The following is a 21,291-nucleotide window of genomic DNA, read 5'->3' on the forward strand; positions in this document are numbered from 1 at the left end:
GCCTGTCTGGGCGCCATCCCGGGATCAGGACAGCAAGGCGTCTGAATCGCCTAAAGCATCAGCTTTTAGGAGAATTCGCGGCGCGGGCGGAAGTCGTCGCGGGGACGGGCTTCGTTCACGCGCAGCGAACGGCCTTTGAGATCCTGGCCGTTCAGACTCTGGATGGCGGCTTCCGCTTCCGAGTCCACCGGCATTTCCACGAAGCCGAAGCCCTTGGAACGGTCAGTGTAGCGATCCTTGATGATGCGAACCGAAGACACTTCGCCGAATTCGGCGAACGCATCGCGCAGCTCATCTTCGCTCAACTGGTAGGACAGATTGCCAACATAGATATTCTTCATTGCTATACCCTTAACGGAAAAAGCGCACCATTTTCGTCATGATTCGCCAGGCCAACCAATGGTGCGAAGACCGGCCTGCCGAGTTCCGGGCGGTCGCCCGTGAGCAGACGCATACGACCCGGCCCGCGCCCGGCAGGGCGGTGAGCGAAGACGCAGCGAAAAACGGATGCAAAAACAGGATTCCTCTCGCAGAGAGGGGCGGGCCCGGCAGGGGCCGCGGATAGTCCGGTCTGCGAACCGGAGAAGGCGGGGAAAAGACTCATAAAGCGCAAAATCGAACCTATGGGCACAGCCTAGTGAACAACCGGGGAAAAGGCAAGGATTATTTTGTCTCCCGCAGCAAAATTTCCTTGGCGCGGTTGATCTGGGCGGCGAGAAAGTCGGAACCGCCGCGGTCGGGATGGACCTTCTGCATCAGGCGCCGGTGGGCGGCGACGATCTCCTCGCGGGAGGCGCCGGGCCGCAGGCCCAGGATCTCGTAGGCCTGGGCCACGGTTTCCGGCATCGCCCGGCCGCCTGCCGCGTTAGTGGTCTTCGTGCCGGCCCGCTGTTGCAGCAGCCGCTCGATGAGCGGCCAAAGGCGCGGCAGATACGGCAGCGTCCGCGCGGCCAGCGCCGCCAGTGCCCCCAGCAGGGGCAGCAGCCAGCTGTGGGCCAGCAACGCCAGCAGGATCAGCAGCCCGAGCGCCGCCAGCCCGCCCTTGCCCTTCAGGGCCCGCGCCACTTCCTGCGGCGGGGTGCGCAGGAACCAGCGCAGCCCCCACAGCAGCGCGCCCAGGACCAACAGCAGCAGCAACACCCGGATCACGACGATCCTCCCACGGTCGCAGCGATGGTATAGTAGCGGCCCATGAAACTCACCCATTTGCTGTTGCTGGCACTGTGGATTATAGCGGCCCTGGGCTGCCAGGGGCCGCTCAACGATCCCTATCCCGCCCGCGAACGCCGGGCCAACATTTTCTACACCTCCTTCAGCGAACGTCCCAAGCACCTGGATCCGGCGGTGGCCTACAGCAGCGACGAATACCGCCTGATCGCCCAGATCTACGAACCGCCGCTCCAGTACCATTATCTGAAGCGCCCCTACACCCTGGTGCCGCTGGCAGCCAGCGAACTGCCGCAGGTGCGCTATTTCGACGCCGCCGGCCGCGAACTGCCCGCCGATACTCCGGCGCCGCGCATCGCCTACAGCGAATGGCGCATCCACATCCGCCCCGGCATGCGCTACCAACCGCATCCGGCCTTCGCCCGCGACGCCGAAGGGCGGCTGCGCTACCGCCACCTCAGCGAGGCGGATCTGGAAGACATCGCCTCGCCGGCCGATTTCCCCCATCAGGCCAGCCGTGAGGTCACCGCGGAAGACTTCGTCTATCAGATCAAGCGCCTGGTCCACCCCCAGATCCACTCCCCCATCGCCGGGCTGATGCAGACGCACATCGTCGGGCTCAAAGATTTCGCCCGGGCCATGCGGCAACGCTACGAGCGGGAAAAACCGGCCGGTTTCTTCGACGTCCGCCCCTATGGCATCGAAGGCGTGAAGGTGGTGGACCGCTACACCTACACCATCCGCATCCACGGCAAATACCCCCAGTTCAAGTACTGGCTGGCGATGCCGTTCTTCGCCCCCATGCCCTGGGAGGCGGATGTGTTCTACCACCAGAGGCCGCTGATCGAGCGCAACCTGACCCTGGACTGGTTCCCGGTGGGCAGCGGCCCTTACCTGCTGCTGGAGAACAATCCCAACCGCCGCATGGTGCTGGCCAGGAACCCCAACTTCCACGGCGAGACCTATCCCGCCGCCGGGGAAGCGGGCGATGCCGCCAGAGGCCTTCTCGCCGACGCCGGCCGCCCCCTGCCTTTCATCGACCGTATCCACTACATCCGCGAACGGGAATCGATTCCCGCCTGGAACAAGTTCCTCCAGGGCTATTACGAAGGCTCGGGGATCGGCTCCGACAGTTTCGAGCAGGCGATCCGTTTCTCCAGCGGCGGCCAGGCGGAGTTGACCCCGGCGATGCAGGCCAAGGGGATTCAACTGCGGACCGCGGTGGCGCCGTCGATCTTCTATCTGGGCTTCAACCTGCTCGACCCGGTGGTCGGCGGCCTCGACGAGTCCCACCGCAAGCTGCGCCAGGCCCTGTCCATCGCCATCGACTACGAGGAATACATCGCCATCTTCGCCAACGGCCGCGGCATCCCGGCTCAGGGAGTGCTGCCGCCGGGGATATTCGGCTACCGCCCCGGCCCCGAGGGCATCAACCCCTACGTCTATCGCTGGCAGGACGGCCGCCCGGTACGCAAACCGATCGCCGAGGCCAAGCGCCTGCTGGCCGAGGCCGGCTTCCCCAACGGCCGCGACCCGAAGACCGGCGCGCCGCTGCTGCTCTACTTCGACGTTCCCGGCGGCGGCCCCGATGACAAGGCCCGCCTCAACTGGTACCGCAAGCAGTTCGCCAAACTGGGCATCCAGCTGGTGGTGCGCGCCACCGACTACAACCGCTTCCAGGAAAAAATGCGCACCGGCGCCGCCCAGATCTTCACCTGGGGCTGGAACGCCGACTACCCCGACCCGGAGAATTTCTTCTTTCTGCTCTACGGCCCCAACGGCAAGGTCAAGTACGGTGGTGAAAACGCCGCCAACTACGCAAACCCCGAGTTCGACCGCCTGTTCGAACGCATGCGGGCCATGGACGACGGTCCCGAGCGCCAGGCGCTCATCGACCGGATGCAGGACATCGTCCGCCGCGACGCCCCCTGGGTGTTCGGCTTCCACCCCAAGAACTTCGCCCTGTACCATCAGTGGCTTTACAATCTGAAGCCGAACCTGATGGCCAACAACACCGTCAAATACCTGCGTCTGAATCCGGATCTGCGCGCCGGGCTCAGGGCCCGCTGGAACCGCCCCCTGTGGTGGCCGCTGCTCGTGCTGCTGGCGGGACTGGCGCTGGCGGTGATCCCCGCCTGGCTGCGTTACCGCAAACGGATGCAAGCGACCGCCCTATGACCGCCTATCTGCTCCGCCGCCTGCTCAACGCCGTCCCCATCCTCATCGGCGTCAATTTCATCACCTTCGTGCTGTTCTTCGTGGTCAATCCGCCGGACGCCATGGCGCGGATGCAGCTGGGGCAGAAATACGTCACCCAGGAAGCCATCGAGCAGTGGAAGCACGCTCACGGCTACGACCTGCCGCTGCTCTACAACGACCGGGCCGAAGGGACGGCGCGCTTCACCCGCACCATCTTCTTCCAGAAGTCAGTGAACCTGTTTCTGTTCCGCTTCGGCCGCTCCGACAGCGGCCGCGACATCGGCGCCGACATCCGCCAGCGCATGTGGCCGTCGCTGGCCATCGCGGTGCCGACCCTGCTCCTCGGGCTGGCGGTCAACATCACCTGCGCCCTGCTGCTGGTGTTCTTCCGCCGCACCTATCTGGAATGGAGCGGGCTGGCCCTGTGCGTGGGACTGATGTCGATCTCGGCGCTGTTCTACATCATCGCCGGCCAGTACCTGTTCGGCAAGCTCATGAAACTGGTGCCGATCTCCGGTTACGACACCGGCCTGGCGGCGATCAAGTTCGTGATCCTGCCGGTGACGGTGGGGGTGGTGTCGGGCATCGGTTCCGGGGTGCGCTGGTACCGCACCCTGTTCCTGGAAGAGATCGAGAAGGACTACGTCCGCACCGCCCGCGCCAAAGGGCTGTCGGAACCCCGGGTGCTGTTCGGCCACGTGTTCCAGAACGCCCTGATCCCCATTCTCACCGGGGTGGTGACCATTCTGCCGCTGCTGTTCATGGGCAATCTGTTGATGGAGTCGTTCTTCAGCATTCCAGGACTCGGCAGCTACACCATCGAGGCCATCCAGCGCCAGGATTTCGCCATCGTCCGCGCCATGGTGTTTCTGGGCTCGGTGCTGTACATCGCCGGCCTGATCCTCACCGACATTTCCTATACCCTGGTGGACCCGCGGGTGCGGCTGCAATGACCTGGGTGCCGCTGTGGACCGATGCCCTGCTGTATCTGCTGCTGGCCGCGCTGGCGGCCCTGGTGCTTTACGCCCGGCGCCAGGAACATCTGCGCCGCCCCTGGCGCCGGGTAGTCCGCAGCCGGGTGGCGATGGTGTCCCTGGTGATCCTGGCGGCCTTCAGCACCGTCGGCCTGCTCGACTCGCTGCATTTCCGCGCCCCGGACAGCGGCGAGGTACTGAGCCTGTTCGACCGTCTGGCCACGCCGCTGCGCACCCACATGGAGAAGACCTATTCGGCGCCTTTCGCCACCCATCTCTACAGCCGCGAGTGGTTCGTGGTCGAGGGTAGGCGGATCTGGACCTATCCCCGCCTGCGCTACGGCGGCGCCCACCTGCGCGACCCGGCGGAGAAATGGCCCGACATCGCCCGCACCACCGCCATCGGCGCTCTCAAAGGACTGGCGGTGTGGTGCCTGGCGTTCCTCACCGTCGCCCTGGCCCGCCGCGGCCGCCCGCCCCGGGATTTTCCCTGGAAAACCGTGGCCGCCACCGTCGCCGGGCTGTCGATTTGCGCTTTCGCCGTTGCCGGGCTGAGCCTCAAATACCACGTTCTGGGCACCGACAAGGTGGGTGAGGACGTGCTCTACCAGAGCCTCAAAAGCATCCGCACCGGGCTGGTGCTCGGCACCCTCACCACCCTGGTGATGCTGCCCTTCGCCATCGCCCTCGGGGTGCTGGCGGGCTATTTCCGCGGTTGGGTGGACGACGTGATCCAGTACCTCTACACCACCCTCAATTCCATCCCCGGCGTCCTGCTCATCGCCGCCGCCATCCTGATGCTGCAGGTGTACATGGCCACCCACGCCGAATCCTTCACCAGCGTAGCGGTGCGGGCGGATCTGCGCCTGTTCTTCCTGTGTCTGATCCTGGGCGTGACCAGCTGGACCGGCCTGTGCCGCCTGCTGCGGGCGGAAACCCTGAAGCTGCGGGAGATGGAATACGTCCAGGCGGCCCGCGCCCTGGGCGTGTCCCACGGGCGTATCCTGGTGCGCCACATCGTCCCCAACCTGTTCCATATCGTCTTGATTTCCGTGGTGCTGGATTTCAGCAGCCTGGTACTGGCCGAGGCGGTGCTTGCCTACGTCAACATCGGCGTCGATCCCACCACCTACAGCTGGGGCAACATGATCAACAGCGCCCGTCTGGAACTGGCGCGCGAGCCGGTGGTCTGGTGGACCCTGGCCGCCGCCTTCCTGTTCATGTTCAGTTTCGTGCTCGCCGCCAACCTGTTCGCCGACGTGGTGCGCGACGCCTTCGACCCCCGCCGGGCGGAGGAAAACGGATGACGCAGGCTACAACCCACAACGATAACCACCCATGCACCGAACCACCCTGATCCACGCCGATACCCTCACTCCGGACCAGCGCGCCCGGCTCCAGTCCCTTGGCAGCCTGACGCCCCGTGGCGACCACTTCCTGCTGCGCCACCGAACCCCGCTGGATGCGGAAGCCCTGGCCAGCGAACTGGGCTGCGACGTCAACACCCTGCCGACTGACTTCGACCCGGAGCGGGTCAGGCTGGTGGTCAGCGATCTGGACTCCACCCTCATCGGCATCGAAACCATCGACGAGCTGGCCGCCGAACTGGGCCTCAAGGAGCGGGTCGCCGCCATCACCGAACGCGCCATGGCCGGCGAGCTGGATTTCACCGCCGCTTTGCAGGAACGGGTGGCGCTGCTGGAAGGGCTGGCGCGCGAACGCCTGGAGCAGGTGTTCGAAACCCGGATGCTGCCGGCGATCCAGCCCGGTGCCCGCGAAACCCTGGCCTGGCTCAAACGGCGCGGAATCACTTTTGCGGTGGTGTCAGGCGGCTTCACCTTCTTTCTGGAGCGCCTGCAGCGCCATCTGCCCATCGACGACTTCCGCGCCTGCCGCCTGGAAATCCGCAACGGGCGTCTGACCGGCCGGGTGATCCCACCCGTGGTCGACAAACACGTCAAGGCCGCTTACGTGGAGGAACTGCGCCGGCGACTGGGACTGAGCCCACAGCAGGTGGTGGCGGTGGGAGACGGCGCCAACGACGTCCCCATGCTCCGGCAGGCCGGCCTCGGCATCGCCTACCACGGCCATCCCATCGCCCGCGCGCACGCCGATGTCCGCATCGACCGCGGCGACTGGCACACCCTGCGGCAACTGTTGACGCCATGAACGACGTGGTGCTGCAGGTTCAGGACCTGGCCATCGCCTTCCGCCAGGAAACCGTGGTGGACCGGATCGGCTTCCAGGTGCGGCGGGGCGAAACCTTCGCCCTAGTGGGGGAATCGGGCTCGGGCAAGTCGGTCACCGCCCTGGGGGTGATGCGCCTGCTGCCGCCGGCGGCCCGTTATCTCGACGGCCGCGCGCATCTCCACGGCGAGGACCTGCTGCGCCTGCCGGAATGGCGCATGAACCGCATCCGCGGCCGCCGCATCGCCATGATCTTCCAGGATCCCATGACCTGTCTCAACCCGGTGCGCACCGTGGGGGAACAGATCGGCGAGGTGCTGACGCTGCATTTCGGCCTGCGCGGTACCGGGCGGCGCCGCCGGGTGCTGGAACTGCTGCACCAGGTGGGCATTCCCGAACCCGACCGCCGCATCGACAGCTATCCCCACCAGCTGTCCGGCGGCCAGCGCCAGCGCGCCATGATCGCCATTGCCCTGGCCGGCGAACCGGACCTGCTCATCGCCGACGAGCCCACCACCGCCCTCGACGTCACCATCCAGGCACAGATCATGGCCCTGCTGACCCGTTTGCAACGGCAGCGGCAAATGGCGCTGTGGCTCATCACCCACGACCTGGGGCTGGTGGCGGACGTGGCCGACCGCGCCGCGGTGATGCAGCAGGGGCGGATCTTGGAAACCTTCGAACGCCGGGGCGATAAATTGTTCGAGCGGCCGCAGCATCCTTACACCCGCAAACTGCTGGCCGCCCTGCCGCAGCTAGATGCCGCCCGCAGCCGCAGCGTGGCAACCACCCCGCCGCTGCTGCAGGTGCGCGATCTCAAGGTATGGTATCCGATCCGCAAGGGCCTGCTGCGGCGGGTGAAAGGCTACGTCAAGGCGGTGGACGGGGTGTCCTTCACCCTGGAACGGGGGCACACCCTGGCGCTGGTGGGCGAATCCGGCTGCGGCAAAACCACCCTGGGGAAAGCGATCCTGCAGCTGATCCCCGCTACCGGCGGACGGATCTACTTCGACGGCGAGGAGATCTCGACGCTGCCCCGCAAACGCCGCTGCCGTGACATGCAAATCGTGTTCCAGGACCCGTTCTCGGCCATGAATCCGCGGCTGCTGGTGGGGGACATCGTCGCCGAGGGCTTGGTTTCCCTGCGGCCGGAGCTGTCCCGCCGGGAGCGCATCGAACGGGTGGAGACCCTGCTGACCCAGGTCGGCCTGCCGCCGGACGCCCGGCTGCGCTACCCCCATGAGTTTTCCGGCGGTCAGCGCCAGCGCATCTGCATCGCCCGCGCCCTGGCGGTGGACCCCAAGCTGATCGTCTGCGACGAACCCACCAGCGCCCTGGACGTGTCGGTCCAGCGCCAGATTCTCGATCTGCTGCGAGACCTGCAGCGGCGTTTCCAGGTCAGTTACCTGTTCATCAGCCACGACCTGGCGGTGGTGGCGGAGATCGCCCACCAAGTGGCGGTGATGCGGCAGGGAAGGATCGTCGAGCTGGGCGAGACCGGCCAGGTGTTGTTCGAGCCCCGCCACCCCTACACCCGCACGCTGCTGGAGGCGTTGCCGGGCAAGGGGCTTCTGGCCCGGTCAGATCCTGACGCCTGAAAATCCGTGCCGGGCGAGCAACTCGGCCAGCAGCGCGGCGACCGTCCGCAGGAACGCCAGCTGCAACGCATCCCAACGGCAGCGGGGGACGCAGGCCAGCACCAGCGCTCCGTACAGAACGCCGCGCTTTTCCAGCGCAACGGCGCAAAGATCGTGCGGCAGGCGGCTCACGCCGGTACCCCCTGAATCCGGACCCACCGGATGCAGTACCCGCCGTTCGGCCAGCTGCCGCAGGTCGAGTCCTGACGGCCGGCCGTCCTCCCATTCCAGATCGATCCGGGCCAGAGACCGCAGCGCCGCGGTTTCCTCCGCAATCGCGAAGATCCCGCCCCCGCGCAATGTCGGCCAGGGCAATGCCAACAGGTGTTCCAGGGCGGTCCGGCCGGTCCGGGGCAGGGGGGCCGGATCGTCCAGCAACCGCACCAGTTCGTGCAGGCAGCCCTGCTCAGCGAGCAACCGGGCATGCTCCCGCTCCAGCCGTTGGCGCCGCAACGCCTGCCGCCAGCGCACCCCCAGCCATTCCCATGCCACCGGTTTGACGATGAAATCCGCCATCCCGAGGCGGAAAAACGCCTCCAGCTGTGCCGCCGTCACCTGCCTTTCGGTCAGGACGACGAGCGCCGGCGGGACGGCGGCAGCCGCCCGAATCGTCGCCAGGGCATCGCCATCCGGAAGCTCCGGATTGACCAGAATCCCGTCAGGTTGCAGCTGGACGATGCTTTCCCGCAGCGCCTGGCAGGTCTGCACCCCGTACGAACGAAAACCCGCCTCGCGCAGGCTTTCCTCCGCCAGCAGGCAGGTCATGGGGTCGTCGTCCGCGACCAGGATCAACGGCGCAGGGGCAGCGGCAGCCGCCTCAGTCATGGCGGGCCACCCCGAACAGGCAGCAGACCCGGCGATAACCCGCCCAAAGCCGGGCCAGGCATTCGGGATCGGCCGCCGCCGTCTCCTTTTCCAGTTCGGTCAGGATCGCCACCAGATCCCGAATGCCGAGATGGACGCAGGCCGAGCGGAAGCCGTGCGCCACCTGCCGGATCCTGGCGTCATTCCCCTCCCTGCGGGCCTGCTCCAGAGCCTGCAACCACTGCCGCCCCTGCAGGCGGAACAGGGACAGCAGGCGTTCGAGCAGCCCCGCCTGACCGGCTTCCAGACGCTGCAGCTGGGCCAGGGTATCCGGATCGAACAAGGCTCCCTGCGCCTGCCGGCGCCCGGCTTCGGCAGTCTCCGCAAGCGCTGCCTTCTCCGGCAACCAGCGCTTCAGGCAAGCCCGCAGGCGCTCCAGCGTCACCGGCTTGTGGAGGCAGTCATCCATGCCGGCACGGTGGCAGCGGACCTCGATGCCGTCACTCACGTCGGCGGTCACCGCCACGATCGGCGTGTCCCGCTCGGGATAACGCTCCCGCAGCGTCCGGGCGATTTCAAAACCATCGACGCCGGGAAGCTGACAGTCCAGCAGCACCAGATCGTAACGGCCGCGCCGCCAGCGGGGCCAGAGGGCGTCGGCGTCCGCCACCGCCTCCGCCTCACAGCCCAGATGCTTCAGAATCTCCGTCAGCAACGCCCGGTTGAGGCGGTCGTCCTCCACCACCAGCACGCGTCCTCGAAGACATTGCGCTTGCGCTTCGGCCTCCGTTGCCGCGGGTATTGGGGCGGGCGGCGCTTCCGGCAACGGCAATACCACCGCGAAACAGCTTCCCCGGTGCAGCTGACTGGTCACCGAGATCGTTCCTCCCATGGATTCGACCAGCTGCCGGCAGATGCTCAGGCCCAGACCGGTGCCGCCGTGGCGCCGCGTCGAGCCACCGTCCACCTGGGTGAAGGGCTCGAAAATGCGTTCGCAGTCCTCCGCCTGCAGACCGATGCCGGTATCGCGGACTTCCAAACGCACCCGATCGCCCTCTCCGGCCACGGTCACTTCCACCTTTCCCCATTCGGTGAACTTGATGGCATTGTGCACCAGGTTGCTGAGCACCTGGCGGATCCGCCCCGCGTCACCGTGGCGCCAGGCGGGCAGATCCGCAGGATAGCGACAACTCAGGGACAGGTTCTTGGATTCCGCCAAGGGCCGGTGCAGTTCGACCACCGAGGCCACCAGGGCGGCCAGATCGAAAGGGCGGCAGTGCAGCTCCAGGCGGCCGGCCTCAATCCTGGCCACGTCGAGCAGATCCTCGATCAACTGGAGCAGCGCCTGGGCGGCCTCCCGCGCCAGACGGACGTAATTCCGGGTTTCGCTGCGCAGCTCCCCGGCCAGCAGCAGCTCCATGAAACCAAGGATGGCGTTGAGCGGGGTGCGCAATTCGTGGCTCACGTTGGCCAGAAAGCGGGATTTGGCCTGACTGGCTGCCTCCGCCTTCTGCGCCAGGGTGTGGGCATGGCCGATCATCTGACGCAGGGACTCGGCCCGCTGCGCCACCTGGGCCTCCAGGTCAGCGCGCGCCCGCCGTTCCTGTCGGAGATCGTACTGCAGGCGCCCGAGCGCCTCGGCCAACCGGCGTATCTCCACCGGACACCCGGGCAGCGGTGGAGGCATGGTCCGGTCTGCGGCCGCGGCGGACGCCAGATGCTGCAGCGGCCGGCCGAGGCGACGGGCCAGCCACAGGATCAGACCGGCCGCCAGCAGCGATGCCGCTGCGCTCGCCAGCAGGGCGACGCCCAGATAGTGCCGGGCGTGACGATGGAATTCCGCCAGCGACACCCCCAGCTCCAGATAACCGGCGATCTGCCAGGGCGCCCCGGAACGGACGGCGAAGACCGGCAGGCACAGCGGCAGCCGCTCCTGCCCGGAGAGCAATACCTGCCACCACGCAGGTGCCGCGGCCTGCTTCCGGGGGTCCAGGCGGGCAGGCGCGCCCTCCATGCGGACGAGCGCCCGCCCCTCGGCATCGTAAACCGCGGCGTAACCCAATTGCGAAGACTGCGCCAGGGCGGTCAGGGTGCGGCTCAAGGAAGCCGCCTCTCCCTGGCGCAGGGCCGCGGCGGCCAGAGCGGTGACGGCCGAGCCCAAGGTGTGCGTATTTTCCAGGGTGCGGCGGTAGTCGTGACGCAGCGCGCTCGCCCCGATGATTCCCGCCACGGTCAGGGTAATGCCGAACACCAGAGGCAGGACCCGGACCAGGAGGTGCGATGCCAGTCTCACGCGCGCCGGGGCCGCCGTTCCCGCTCAGCTTGAGGCCTGTTCGACGTAGAGCTTGAGGCGCTGACCGGGGTGGATGGTGCGGCGGACCTGATTCCACGAACGCAGGTCCTGCAGCCGCACGCCGAAACGGCGGGCGATCTCATACAGGGAGTCCCCTTTGCGCACGGTGTAAAGGATCGGCGCGGCGCCGCCGCGGATCTTCAAGCGCTGCCCCGGCCGCAGGGGATCGCGGGGGTCGAGGCCGTTCCAGCGCGCCAGCTGCCCGACCCTGACGCCATAGCGGCGGGCGATCTGCCACAGGGTATCGCCACGGCGGACCACGTGCACCCGGCGCACCGGTGCGGAACGTCGCTTCACCGGAGGCGGCCGCAGCCGGGCCAGCACCGCCGACTTGGGCGCGACCGGAATCAGCAGCTGCTGCCCCGGATAGATCCGGTGGCTGCGCAGGCGGTTGGTCTGCTTGATCGCCGCCACCGGGGTACCGTAGCGATGGGCGATCTGGCTGAGGGTCTCGCCGCGCTGGACCTGGTGGCGGGCCCAGCGCACCCGTTCCGATTGGGGCAGTTCAGCCAGCCGCTCCTCGAACAGCTCGACCTTCTCCAGCGGCAGGATCAGGCGGTGGGGACCGTCGGGGGCCGTCACCCAGCGCCGGTAACCGGGATTGAGACGGTAGAGTTCCTCCAGGGGCATCTCCGCCAGTTTCGCCGCCAGGGTCAGATCCAGCTGGGAGTCGAGTTCCACGACGGCATACAAGGGGCGGTTGGGAATCGGCTCCAGGGCGATGCCGTACTCCTTGGCATGGGCGAACAACCGCGCCACCGCCAGCAGTTTGGGCACATAAGCCCGGGTTTCCCGCGGCAGGCGCAGGTGCCAGAAGTCCGTGGGCCGGTGCAGGCGGCGGTTGCGGCGGATCGCCCGCATCACCGTCCCCTCGCCGGCGTTGTAGGCGGCCAGGGCCAGGAGCCAGTCGCCGTGAAAATCGGTATGGAGCTTCTTCAGGTAACGGATCGCGGCGCGGGTGGAGGCGTGGACGTCCCGGCGCAGGTCGATCCACCAGTTCTGCTTCAGGCCGTACAGCCGCCCGGTGGAGGGAATGAACTGCCACAGCCCAGCGGCGCGGCGGTGGGAATAGGCATCGGGCTTGAAGGCGCTCTCGACCACCGGTAGCAAGGCCAGTTCTCCGGGCAGGTGCTGGCGTTCGATCTCGGTGACGATGGTGTAGAGGTACGGCCGGGCCCGGCGCTGCACCCGGGCGATGTATTCGGGATGGGCCTGGTACCAGCGCAGCTCGGCGTCGATGCGCGGATGGTCGATCTCCGGCAGGCGGTACAGCGAGAACAGGCGGCGCCAAAGATCGTCCGACGCCTGGGTTGCCGTTTCTTTTTCCGTGGCCGCTTCCTTGGCGGGTTCGGCGACCGGCTCGCGCAGGGTGACCCGCAACGGCGGAATCTCAGGTTTCCCGGCAGCAGCAGACGGTGCCGCCGGCTCGGGTCTGATCGCCTGCTGACTGCAGGCGGCCAGCAGCAGGCCGGCACAACCGGCCGCGAAAACCCCCAACCTTCTCATCGTAACCTCCCCGTTCGGCGATCGCTTATTTTCAGACGTTTTCCAGGTATTATAGGGTAAACGACTTCCGCCGCCACCTCCGTGCCAAACCGAAATTCCCGTCTCAGCGCCCTGCGCGCCTGGTACCGGACCCCGCTGGGACGCAAGATCCAGCGGCTGGAAAGCCAGTACCTCAGCCGCGCCATTCAGGTCCCCTACAGCTTCACGCTGGTGCAGCTGGGGGCGATGGGCTGGGAGAGGCGTTATCTGGACAGCGGTTACTGGCACCGCTTCATCATCGTCGATGAAAGCACCTCCCCCCGGACGCCCTTCCGCAGCATCGCCGCCCATCTGGACTCCCTGCCGCTGGCGAGCGAATGTGTCGATGTCCTCATCCTGCTCCACACCCTGGAGTTCACCGCCGACCAGCACCAGCTCCTGCGCGAGGCCGAGCGGGTGTTGAAGCCGGAGGGACAGCTGTTCATCCTCGGCTTCCAGCCCTGGAGTTTCTACCGCCTCTACCGCTGGCTGCCCGGGCGGCGCCATGCGGCCCCCTGGAGCGGCCGGGCCATCGGCCACCGGCGCCTGCTGGACTGGCTCAATCTGCTCAATTTCTGTTGCGAGGTCACGGCGTGGTACGATTTCCGCCTGTTGCACCCCTGCGAGGAAGTGGGCCGCTGGCGCAGCCTCGGAGCCCCGCTGTGGGCGGTCGCCTACGCGATCCGGGCGATCAAGCGCACCTACACAGTCATCCCGCTCGAGCCGGCCGCGGAGCCTAACCTCGGCTGGGTTCCCGGCATGGTCGAGCCCACCATCCAGAGAAGAAAGAATGCCCGACGCTGATGCCGAAATCGTGGAAATTTTCACCGACGGAGCCTGCCGCGGCAATCCCGGCCCCGGCGGCTGGGGCGCGATCCTGCGCTACCGCGGCCGGGAAAAGGAACTCTACGGCGCCGAACCCCACACCACCAACAACCGCATGGAGCTGATGGCGGCCATCAGGGCGCTGGAGGCGCTGAAACGCCCCTGCAAGGTGGTCCTCAGCACCGACTCCCAGTATCTCCAGAAGGGCATCAGCGCGTGGCTACCCAACTGGGTCCGGCGCAACTGGAAGACCGCCGGCGGCAGCCCGGTGAAGAACGTCGACCTGTGGCAGCGCCTGCTCGAGGCGATGGCGCCGCACGAAGTGTGCTGGGAATGGGTCCGCGGCCACAGCGGCCACCCGGAGAACGAGCGCGCCGACCGGCTCGCCAACAAGGCCATCGACGAACTGTTACGGCAAGGAGAATCCCGTGCGCCAGATCGTGCTTGACACCGAAACCACCGGCCTAGACCCCGCCCAGGGCCACCGCATCATCGAGATCGGCTGCGTGGAACTGATGAACCGCCGCCTGACCGACAACCGTTACCACGTCTATCTCAATCCGGAGCGGGAGATCGACCAGGGGGCCGTGGACGTCCACGGCATCGACAACGACTTCCTCGCCGACAAGCCCCGCTTTGCCGACATCGTCGACGACTTTCTCGCCTTCGTCAAAGACAGCGAGGTCATCATCCACAACGCCCCCTTCGACGTCGGCTTCATCAACGCCGAGCTCGAGCGCCTGGGCCCGGATTACGGCCGCCTGGAGGACCACTGCACCATCTTCGACACCCTCACCCTCGCCCGGCGCAAGCACCCCGGCCAGCGCAACAGCCTCGACGCCCTCTGCAAGCGGTACCAGATCGACAACAGCCACCGCGAGCTTCACGGCGCCCTGCTCGACGCCGAGATCCTCGCCTCGGTCTACCTGGCCATGACCGGCGGCCAGGTCACCCTCGGCCTTGACAGTCTGCCGGCCGCCACCGCCGCCGCGGCCGGCGCCTCCCGGGGAAGCCGCCCGCGGCCGGCCCTGAAACGCGTCACCTGTCCCGAAGCCGAGCTGGAGGCCCACCGCCAGCGCCTCGAGGCCATCGACCAGGCCAGCGGGGGCAACTGCCTGTGGCTCAGGCACGGGTGAGACTGGCGCATCCCGGGGGCTTGGGATATGCTTATGTGCCATCGGAGAGGTGGCTGAGCGGTTGAAAGCACCGGTCTTGAAAACCGGCGAGGGGAGACCCTCCGTGGGTTCGAATCCCACCCTCTCCGCCAGATAAGAACTACAACTCCCCTACTCCCCATGATCAAAGTCATCGTTGCGGACGATCACGAACTGGTCCGCAGCGGCATCGAACACATCCTCGGCGAGGACCCGGAAATCCAGATCGTCGGCAGTGCCGCCACCGGAGAGGAACTGCTCCGGCAGGTCGGGGAAAAGACCCCCGATGTCGTGATCGTCGACGTCAACATGCCCGGCATGGGCGGGGTGGAAGCCTGCCGCCGGATTCGCAGCCGCCATCCCGACGTCCGCATCATCGCCCTCAGCGTCTATACCGGCGGCCCCATTCCCCGCCACCTGCTCGAAACCGGCATCGACGGCTACCTCTCCAAGCATTGCCCGCCGCAGGAGATGATCCAGGCGGTCAAGAGTGTGTACCGCGGCAAACGCTATCTGAGCGCCGACGTCGCCACCCATCTGGCCCTGGAAAACGCCGACGGCCAGCCCTCTCCCTTCACCCGGCTGTCGAAGCGGGAGATGGAGGTGACGCTGCTGACCCTGCAGGGAAAATCCATCCAGGAAATCGCCGACCTCCTGTCCGTCAGCCCCAAGACCATCTGCACCTACCGCTACCGCATCTTCGAAAAGCTGGGCATCCGCAACGACGTGGAGCTGACCCGCCTGGCGGCCAAATACGGCTTGCTAAACGGCAACGGCGGCTGAAATAATAAGCGGTCGCGCCTCGGTGGTGGAATTGGTAGACACACGGGACTTAAAATCCCGAGGGGGCAACCCCGTGCCGGTTCGAGTCCGGCCCGAGGCACCAGCTCTTCTCACCAACCAACAAGGACAGACAATCAATGGCAGGTCGTAACCATCTCTACGTTCCCGGCCCCACCAACGTGCCGGATTCCGTCCTCAGCGCCATGCACGTGCCGATGGAGGACCATCGCGCCCCCGATTTCCCCAAGCTGGTCAAGCCGCTGCTGGAGGATCTGAAGAAAATCTTCCGCACCGAAACCGGCCAGGCGTTCATCTTCCAGGCCACCGGCACCGCCGGCTGGGAGGTGGCGATGTGCAACACCCTGTCGCCGGGCGACAAGGTGCTTTCCTACCGTTTCGGCCAGTTCAGCCATCTGTGGATCCAGTCGGCCCGGCGCATGGGGCTGGACGTGGAATACCACGAGGTACCCTGGGGCGAGGGCGTCCCCCTGGACCACCTGGAACAGCGGCTGCGCCAGGACGCGAACCACGAGATCAAGGCCCTGCTGATCTGCCACAACGAAACCGCCACCGGCGTCACCAACGATCTCAAGGCGATCCGCGACGTGCTCGACCGCACCGGCCATCCGGCCCTGTTCATGATCGACGGGGTCAGCTCCATCGGCAGCATCGAGTTCCGCATGGACGACTGGGGCATCGACGTGGCCCTGACCGGCTCCCAGAAGGGCATGATGCTGCCGGCCGGCAACGCCTACGTCTGCTTCAGCCAGAAGGCGCTGGAAAAGCGTCACGAGGCCAGGCTGCCGCGCAACTTCCTCAACATCGAGGACCAGATCCAGGCCAACAAAGACGGCTATTTCCCCTACACCCCCAGCACCCCGATGCTCCACGGCCTGCGCAAGGCCATCGACCTGATGCTGGAAGAGGGTCTGGACAACGTTTATGCCCGCCACCACCGTCTGGCCGAGGGGGTGCGCCGCGCGGTGCTCGACGGCTGGGGCCTGGAGCTGTGCGCCCGCGACCCCAAGTGGTATTCCGACACCGTCTCCGCCATCGTCGTCCCGGAGGGCTTCGACGCCCGCGACGTGATGAAGGTGGCCTACTACCGCTACAACCTGTCCCTGGGCGGGGGGCTGTCGGAAGTGGCCGGCAAAGTGTTCCGAATCGGCCACCTGGGGGACGTCAACGAGCTGATGCTGGCCAGCGCCATCGTCGGCGCCGAGATGGCGATGCGCGACGTGGGCATCGACGTCAAGCCCGGCAGCGGCATCACCGCGGCGATGGAATACTGGCGCGACACCGCCCCGCCGCTGGAGGCATGATGCCGGCCCGATCCTGTCACCGACAAGCCGCCCCGCGCGGCTTGTCTCGCTTTGGGCCGCCGTCATGACCCGCATCCTCCTGACCGCCCGCTGGCCGCAGGCGGTGGAGGCCGAACTGGTCCGGCGCTTCGAGGTTGCCTTCAACCCGGATGACCATCCCTTCAGCCGTGAGGAACTGAAACAGGCCCTGCAAAACTACGAGATCGTCTGTCCCACGGTGGTCGATCCCCTCGACCGGGAGGTGTTGAGCGTCGAACCGCTGCGCTGCCGCCTGCTGGCCAACTTCGGCGTCGGCGTCAACCACATCGACCTGGAAACCGCCAGAAAACGCGGCATCACGGTCACCAACACCCCGGGGGTGCTGACCGACTGCACCGCCGATCTGGCCATGACCCTGCTGCTGATGACGGCCCGCCGCGCCGGTGAGGGGGAGCGGCAGGTGCGCTCCGGGCGCTGGCGCGGCTGGCGTCCCACCCATCTGCTCGGCACCAAGGTCACCGGCAAGACCCTGGGCATCGTCGGCATGGGCCGCATCGGCCGCGCCGTGGCCCGCCGCGCCCGACACGGCTTCGGCATGCGCATCCTGTACGTCCATCCCCGCCCCCTGGCACCGGAAGATCTGGCCGGCCTGGACGCGCAGGCCTGCGACAGTCTCGAGGCGATGCTGCCCCAGTGCGACTTCGTCTCCCTCCACTGTCCCGGCGGGGCCAAAAATTACCACCTGCTCGACCGCGCCCGCCTTTCGCGGATGAAACCCGGCAGCTTCCTCGTCAACACCGCCCGCGGCGACGTGGTGGACACCGACGCCCTCATCGCCGCCCTCGACCACGGCCCCCTGCGCGGCGCCGGCCTCGACGTGTACGAAAACGAGCCCAACATCGATCCCCGCCTGCTGGCGCGTGAGGATGTGGTGCTGCTGCCCCATCTGGGCAGCGCCACCCGCGAGACCCGCGAGGCCATGGGAAGGCGGGTGCTGGCCAACCTGGAAGCCTTCCTTGCCGGCCGGGAGCCTCCGGACCGGGTGGTGTGAGCGCCATGTGGCCCACCGACCGCCTGCCCCTGCCGCCCGCCCGCCTGACCGAGCTGGCGCGAAGGCTCGAGCCGGTCTTCCGCCGCCGCTGCACCGAGCTGCAGCTGGAAACCGACCTGACGCCACAGCTGGCGCCGATCTACCTGCCCCTGGCGGCCTGGATCGCCGAGCACCATACCCAGGGCGCGCGGGTGATCGGCATCAACGGCGCCCAGGGCAGCGGCAAGTCCACCCTCACCCGGCTGCTGCAGACCCTGCTGGAGGCCAGCTTCGGCCTGCGGGCCGCGGGCCTTTCCATCGACGATATCTATCTCACCCGCGCCGAACGCGAATGCCTGGCCCGGACCGTCCACCCCCTGCTCATCACCCGCGGCGTCCCCGGCACCCACGACGTGGCGCTGGGCATCCGCACCATCGAGGCCCTGAAACGGGCCGGCCCCGGCGACCGGATTCCGATTCCCACCTTCGACAAGGCCATCGACGACCGCCTGCCGGAAGCACAGTGGCCGGTGTGGCAGGGACGGTGCGATCTGGTGCTGTTCGAGGGCTGGTGCGTGGGCGCGGTGCCGGAGCCGGAGGCGCGCCTCGAGGAACCCGTCAACGACCTGGAGCGCGAGGAAGACCCGGACGGCCGCTGGCGGCGTTACGTCAACGACCAGCTCAAGGGGCCGTACCAGGCACTTTTCGCCCTGCTCGACCGTCTTCTCATGCTCAAGGTGCCGAGCATGGAATGCGTGTTCCGCTGGCGCCTGCAGCAGGAGCGGCACCTGGCCGCCCAGGTCCAAAATCAGACCGCCCAGCTGCGGCTCATGGACGAGGCCCAACTGCGCCGCTTCATCCAGCACTACGAACGGTTGACGCGCTGGATGCTGGAGGAAATGCCGGCCCGCGCCGACGTCGTCCTGCACCTGGGGGAAAACCATCAGATCCACCGCATTCAACTCAACCATCCATGAGAGCCATCAAAGATACCCTCTTCGTCCTGCTCCAATATCTGCTGCCCCACCACGCCCTGTCGCGCCTGGTGGGAAAGATCACCCACTGCCGCTGGCGGCCGCTGAAGAACACCATGATCCGGCTGTTCATCCAGGTCTACGGCATCGACCTGGAAGAGGCCGCCAGCGCCGATCCGGACGACTATGCCTGCTTCAACGCTTTCTTCACCCGCGCCCTGAGATCCGGTACCCGCCCCCTGCCGGACGATCCCTATGCCGTCGTCAGTCCCGCCGACGGCAAAATCAGCCAGATCGGCCGCCTGACCGGCCAGTGGCTGATCCAGGCCAAGGGCCGGGATTTTTCCGCCGCCGCCCTGCTGGGGGATGAAGCCCTGGGCACCGCCTTCGCCGATGGCGAATTTGCCACCGTCTATCTGTCACCGCGCGACTACCACCGGGTCCATATGCCCTATCGCGGCAGGCTGCAGGAGATGATCCACATTCCCGGACGGCTGTTCTCGGTCAACGACGCCACCGCCGAGGGTGTGGAGAACCTCTACGCCCGCAATGAGCGGGTGGTGTGCCTGTTCGATACCGAGACAGGCCCTATGGCGGTGGTGCTGGTGGGCGCTCTGCTGGTGGCCAGCATCGAAACCGTCTGGCACGGGGCGGTCACCCCGCCCACGGGCCGGGAAATACGCCGCTGGTGCTACGACGACAGGGAAATCGTCCTGCAACGGGGGGCGGAACTGGGGCGCTTCAACATGGGCTCGACGGTGATCGTGCTGTTTCCGCAAGATACGGTCGAGTGGGTGCGGGAGGCGGGACAGGCCGTCCGCATGGGGGAAATCCTCGGACGGAGGCGGTAAAAAAAGCCCCGTCCTGGGACGGGGCGTCAGCAGTTGGCTGGAATTACCGAGAGAATGACTGGAAAAAATCAGAAGGTCAGCTGAGTGCGGAGCTGGAAGATGTCCAGATCCTCGGCCTGCTTGATGCGGCTGTTGTTGAGCTGGTGGGTCCAGTCGAACATCAGGCGGATGTTGGGATTCAGGTACCAGTTGAGGGCCATGGTGAAATCCTGGGCCCGGCCGCCCTTGACCTCCTGATCGTTGAGGTCAATCCATGCGTAACGGGCCGCCAGTTCCCAGGCTCCCAGGCCGCCCTGGCTGAGGCTGAAGTACTGATGGGGCTTGAGACGTTTGAACTCGCCGTCCTTGAGCTTATAGGCCGCCGCCCGCGACTCCCCCGTCAAGGACCAGGTGGCCTGGACGTGGAAACCGTCGAAATCCAGGTCGCTCAGGCCCTTTTTCCGTTCCACCATGGCATGGGTGTATTCCCCTTCCAGGGAGACCGGACCGTAAACGAACGCCGCCTCGGCGCCCACCAGGGCCGTGTTGTCCACGTTCCTCATCGTTCCTGTGTTGACAAGCTTAAGATTGGACTGATGGGTACTCTTATAGTGGAAATCCTGCTGTCGGTCATCGTTGGGCTCACGATAAGCCCCGCGCACCCCCAGATGCACCACCTTTTCCTGGTCGTGAAGCGGCGCAAGGATAAAACGCCCCGCGGTTCCCCAACCTTCGTCGTTGCCCTTGCCGATGCTCTCGCCATATAAACCGGCTGCGGCAAACCAGTAATGGCCGTGGGTCTGCAAGCGCATCCCCAGGGCACGGTCGACCACCGCCTCGGTAAAACCGTAATCCAATGCTCTTTCGATGAAAGGGATGTCATTGGAGCTCATCTCCACTTCCAGGCTGTAAGGCTGCTTCTGGTGGCCGAAGCCGATGAAGTCCAGGCCATAGGATTTCAGGCCGGTGTAAGCCACCCATAAATCTTTGATATGGGTCTTGTTACCGGCAAAGTCGTATTCGGCCGTGTACTTCCAGTCGTGGTAGAGCACCCCTTTGGCGTAGAGACGGCCGCGGCGGATTTCCAGGCCGTCGTCGATGTTCTGCCCGGCGATGTTGTCCCGGTCGTGATAGGCGGCCTGCAGATGCATCCGGCCGCCGATCTTGGTTTCGAAATTGCCGTCGGCGGTTTTAAAGTGCAGGCCCTTTTTCAGACTGATCTCGACGTCGTTCTTGGTCAGCGGTTCTTTCTTCTTCAGCAGACGATCGTATTGGTCGCGGGTGATGGCGCCGTTGGCGAGCAAGATGTCGAGCAGTTCCCGGTCCGCCGCCAGCGCACCCTGGCCTGCCAATACCAGTCCCAGCATGGCGGTGACCCCGGTTTTCTTCAGTCGCATGAAAATCCTCCTGTTGTTGTCGGATAACAAATTTGCGCAAGGACAAGGATAGAGGGGAGAGTGTTAAAAACAGGCGACGATCTTATGATCGGTTTTGTGACAACAACGGCCAGGCCCGGCGGCCGCGGATTATAAAATAGGGGCATAAAAAA

The 21,291-nt window shown here is 66.3% G+C and carries 19 protein-coding genes and 2 tRNA genes; 15 read left to right on the top strand and 6 right to left on the bottom strand.

Features of this window, described 5'->3' with window-relative positions; translation table 11 throughout:
• Positions 1-65 precede the first annotated feature (65 nt).
• Positions 66-341, bottom strand: coding sequence for an RNA recognition motif domain-containing protein (locus MCIT9_RS02375; protein ID WP_317705832.1), 276 nt, complete (start codon positions 339-341; stop codon positions 66-68).
• Positions 342-663: 322 nt separating this feature from the next.
• Positions 664-1,149: a DnaJ domain-containing protein gene (locus MCIT9_RS02380; protein WP_317705833.1), complete on the bottom strand. Its 486-nt coding sequence runs from the start codon at positions 1,147-1,149 to the stop codon at positions 664-666.
• Between the two features lie 42 nt (positions 1,150-1,191).
• Between MCIT9_RS02380 and MCIT9_RS02385 the strand changes: the two genes are divergently transcribed.
• Genes MCIT9_RS02385 through MCIT9_RS02405 form a run of 5 tightly spaced genes read left to right on the top strand, consistent with a single transcriptional unit; the run spans position 1,192 to position 8,125 of the window.
• Positions 1,192-3,345: an ABC transporter substrate-binding protein gene (locus MCIT9_RS02385; RefSeq protein WP_317705834.1), complete on the top strand. Its 2,154-nt coding sequence runs from the start codon at positions 1,192-1,194 to the stop codon at positions 3,343-3,345.
• Complete coding sequence (locus tag MCIT9_RS02390) at positions 3,342-4,319, top strand: ABC transporter permease (protein WP_317705835.1); 978 nt, start codon at positions 3,342-3,344, stop codon at positions 4,317-4,319. The genes MCIT9_RS02385 and MCIT9_RS02390 overlap by 4 nt, the downstream gene beginning before the upstream one ends.
• Positions 4,316-5,647 (top strand): ABC transporter permease, encoded by a 1,332-nt coding sequence (locus MCIT9_RS02395; protein ID WP_317705836.1) that lies wholly within the window; start codon positions 4,316-4,318, stop codon positions 5,645-5,647. Before MCIT9_RS02390 ends, MCIT9_RS02395 begins: the two co-directional genes overlap by 4 nt.
• 31 nt (positions 5,648-5,678) lie before the next feature.
• Positions 5,679-6,509 (top strand): phosphoserine phosphatase SerB, encoded by an 831-nt coding sequence (gene serB / locus MCIT9_RS02400; RefSeq protein WP_317705837.1) that lies wholly within the window; start codon positions 5,679-5,681, stop codon positions 6,507-6,509.
• Complete coding sequence (locus tag MCIT9_RS02405) at positions 6,506-8,125, top strand: ABC transporter ATP-binding protein (protein WP_317705838.1); 1,620 nt, start codon at positions 6,506-6,508, stop codon at positions 8,123-8,125. Before serB ends, MCIT9_RS02405 begins: the two co-directional genes overlap by 4 nt.
• On the opposite strand, the gene MCIT9_RS02410 is transcribed toward MCIT9_RS02405, so the two are convergent.
• From MCIT9_RS02410 to MCIT9_RS02420, 3 genes are read right to left on the bottom strand one after another with little or no spacing between them, the layout of a single operon-like run.
• Positions 8,108-8,989 (bottom strand): response regulator, encoded by an 882-nt coding sequence (locus tag MCIT9_RS02410; RefSeq protein WP_317705839.1) that lies wholly within the window; start codon positions 8,987-8,989, stop codon positions 8,108-8,110. The genes MCIT9_RS02405 and MCIT9_RS02410 overlap by 18 nt on opposite strands.
• A complete protein-coding gene (locus MCIT9_RS02415) occupies positions 8,982-11,261 on the bottom strand; it encodes an ATP-binding protein (protein WP_317705840.1) in 2,280 nt (759 codons plus the stop codon). Before MCIT9_RS02415 ends, MCIT9_RS02410 begins: the two co-directional genes overlap by 8 nt.
• A 24-nt stretch (positions 11,262-11,285) precedes the next feature.
• Positions 11,286-12,827, bottom strand: coding sequence for a LysM peptidoglycan-binding domain-containing protein (locus MCIT9_RS02420; protein WP_317705841.1), 1,542 nt, complete (start codon positions 12,825-12,827; stop codon positions 11,286-11,288).
• A gap of 81 nt (positions 12,828-12,908) precedes the next feature.
• On the opposite strand from MCIT9_RS02420, the gene MCIT9_RS02425 reads away from it, so the two are divergent.
• From MCIT9_RS02425 to asd, 10 genes are all read left to right on the top strand, one after another.
• Positions 12,909-13,649, top strand: a complete 741-nt coding sequence (locus MCIT9_RS02425; protein ID WP_317705842.1) for a class I SAM-dependent methyltransferase — start codon at positions 12,909-12,911, stop codon at positions 13,647-13,649.
• Positions 13,636-14,118 (top strand): ribonuclease HI, encoded by a 483-nt coding sequence (gene rnhA, locus MCIT9_RS02430; protein WP_317705843.1) that lies wholly within the window; start codon positions 13,636-13,638, stop codon positions 14,116-14,118. Before MCIT9_RS02425 ends, rnhA begins: the two co-directional genes overlap by 14 nt.
• A complete protein-coding gene (gene dnaQ / locus MCIT9_RS02435; RefSeq protein ID WP_317705844.1) occupies positions 14,099-14,806 on the top strand; it encodes a DNA polymerase III subunit epsilon in 708 nt (235 codons plus the stop codon). Before rnhA ends, dnaQ begins: the two co-directional genes overlap by 20 nt.
• 43 nt (positions 14,807-14,849) lie before the next feature.
• A tRNA-Ser gene (locus MCIT9_RS02440) sits at positions 14,850-14,937 on the top strand.
• 28 nt (positions 14,938-14,965) lie between these two features.
• Positions 14,966-15,607, top strand: coding sequence for a response regulator (locus MCIT9_RS02445; protein ID WP_317705845.1), 642 nt, complete (start codon positions 14,966-14,968; stop codon positions 15,605-15,607).
• 16 nt (positions 15,608-15,623) lie between these two features.
• A tRNA-Leu gene (locus MCIT9_RS02450) sits at positions 15,624-15,710 on the top strand.
• A 34-nt stretch (positions 15,711-15,744) separates the two neighbouring features.
• A complete protein-coding gene (locus MCIT9_RS02455) occupies positions 15,745-16,929 on the top strand; it encodes an aminotransferase class V-fold PLP-dependent enzyme (RefSeq protein ID WP_317705846.1) in 1,185 nt (394 codons plus the stop codon).
• A 64-nt stretch (positions 16,930-16,993) separates the two neighbouring features.
• The gene (locus MCIT9_RS02460) at positions 16,994-17,959 is read left to right on the top strand and encodes a 2-hydroxyacid dehydrogenase (protein ID WP_317705847.1); all 966 of its coding nucleotides are present in this window, start codon (positions 16,994-16,996) and stop codon (positions 17,957-17,959) included.
• 5 nt (positions 17,960-17,964) lie between these two features.
• On the top strand, positions 17,965-18,915 hold the full coding sequence (locus MCIT9_RS02465) for a hypothetical protein (protein ID WP_317706684.1): 951 nt from the start codon (positions 17,965-17,967) through the stop codon (positions 18,913-18,915).
• Positions 18,912-19,763 (top strand): archaetidylserine decarboxylase, encoded by an 852-nt coding sequence (asd, locus tag MCIT9_RS02470; protein WP_317705848.1) that lies wholly within the window; start codon positions 18,912-18,914, stop codon positions 19,761-19,763. Before MCIT9_RS02465 ends, asd begins: the two co-directional genes overlap by 4 nt.
• A gap of 68 nt (positions 19,764-19,831) precedes the next feature.
• On the opposite strand, the gene MCIT9_RS02475 is transcribed toward asd, so the two are convergent.
• Entirely contained in the window at positions 19,832-21,139 is a 1,308-nt protein-coding gene (locus tag MCIT9_RS02475) for an OprO/OprP family phosphate-selective porin (protein ID WP_317705849.1), read from the bottom strand.
• Positions 21,140-21,291: the final 152 nt, after the last annotated feature.

It is taken from the genome of Methylomarinovum caldicuralii (assembly GCF_033126985.1).
GTDB lineage: Bacteria > Pseudomonadota > Gammaproteobacteria > Methylococcales > Methylothermaceae > Methylohalobius > Methylohalobius caldicuralii.